The organism is Mycobacterium sp. 1245852.3 (assembly GCF_001669335.1).
In the GTDB taxonomy this organism is placed as follows: Bacteria; Actinomycetota; Actinomycetes; order Mycobacteriales; family Mycobacteriaceae; genus Mycobacterium; species Mycobacterium europaeum_A.
The window spans coordinates 1-1,489 of sequence record NZ_LZLL01000530.1 but is presented as its reverse complement, the minus strand read 5'-3'; the positions used below and the strand labels follow the sequence as shown (position 1 = coordinate 1,489).

At 66.9% G+C, this 1,489-nt stretch carries 2 protein-coding genes; one reads left to right on the top strand and one right to left on the bottom strand.

Annotated features, from left to right (window positions below; all coding sequences use genetic code 11):
* The coding region (locus tag A9W96_RS24260; RefSeq protein ID WP_304441741.1) for a CorA family divalent cation transporter at positions 1–602 on the bottom strand (602 nt) is incomplete at its 3' end.
* Between the two features lie 191 nt (positions 603–793).
* Here A9W96_RS24260 and A9W96_RS24255 point away from each other — a divergent pair.
* The coding region (locus A9W96_RS24255; RefSeq protein ID WP_067143716.1) for a malate dehydrogenase at positions 794–1,489 on the top strand (696 nt) is incomplete at its 3' end.

The following is a 1,489-nucleotide window of genomic DNA, read 5'->3' as shown; positions in this document are numbered from 1 at the left end:
CTGCTCACCTCGAGGTAGTGGTCCACCACGTGGTCGGCGATCGCGTGCATCACCGCGTAGGGGCCCAGCCGCATCTGCTCGGGATCGCAATCCATCCGCTTGCGCACCTCGGACAGGCCGCCGTGCTCGCCGTGGCGGACGGTGACCACGAAATCCCTCCCGACGAAAACCATGATCTCGCCGGTCTCGACGATCTCGCGGGCCAGCACCACCGATTCGTGGGGGACGTAGTTGACGGTCTTGAGGACCAGGAACAGGGTGTCGTCGTAGCGCTCCACCTTGGGCCGCTGATGGGCGCACACCGCATCTTCCACCGCCAGCGGGTGCAGGCCGAACACGTCGGCCACTTCCTGCATCTCGGACTGGCTGGGTTCGCGCAGTCCGACCCAGACGAATCCCTCCTGACCCTGCGTTTCGATCTCGCGCACCTTATCGAGTGCGTCCGCGTAACCGAGCTTGCCGGGCAATCGCTGGCCGTCGGCGTAGACGGCGCAGTCGACCAGCGTCTGGGTGGGCGGCTTCGGGCCCGGGACCGCCTTCGGTTGCGGTTCATGCGCGAGGGGCCGAAGCGCTTCGGGCAATGCGTCGAATCCCTGGAACACAGCCACCTCCCACCAAGCGCAGGTCCGATCAGGCGGTGCTCCATGCTACGCGTCCCGGCTGTTCAAAGCGCGACGATCAGGTGTCGGGAAAGCCCTGGTAGCGGACCGGAGATCGGCGGCCGAGCGCAGTGCGCTAGTTTCGAGCCGAAACCTCGAATCTGCACGAACTTCTCCACAAGGAGTAAATCGACGTGAGCGCAAGTCCTCTCAAGGTCGCTGTCACCGGCGCCGCCGGCCAGATCGGCTACAGCCTGTTGTTCCGCCTGGCGAGTGGCTCGTTGCTGGGCCCCGACCGCCCGATCGAGCTGCGGCTCCTTGAGATCGAGCCCGCGCTCAAGGCGCTCGAGGGCGTCGTGATGGAACTCGACGACTGCGCGTTCCCGCTGCTGTCCGGCGTGGAGATCGGCGCCGACGCCAACAAGATCTTCGACGGCGTCAACCTGGCGCTGCTGGTCGGCGCCCGGCCGCGCGGCCCGGGCATGGAGCGCAGCGACCTGCTGGAGGCCAACGGCGCGATCTTCACCGAGCAGGGCAAGGCGCTCAACTCCGTCGCCGCCGACGACGTCCGCATCGGCGTCACCGGCAACCCGGCCAACACCAACGCGCTGATCGCGCTGAGCAACGCCCCCGACATCCCCAAGGAGCGGTTCTCCGCGCTGACCCGCCTGGACCACAACCGGGCGATCTCGCAGCTGGCCAAGAAGACCGGCGCCGCGGTCACCGACATCAAGAAGGTGACCATCTGGGGCAACCACTCGGCCACCCAGTATCCCGACATCTTCCACGCCGAGGTCGGTGGCAAGAACGCGGCCGAGGTGGTCAACGACCAGAACTGGATCGAGAACGACTTCATCCCGACCGTCGCCAAGCGCGGCGCGGCGATCATC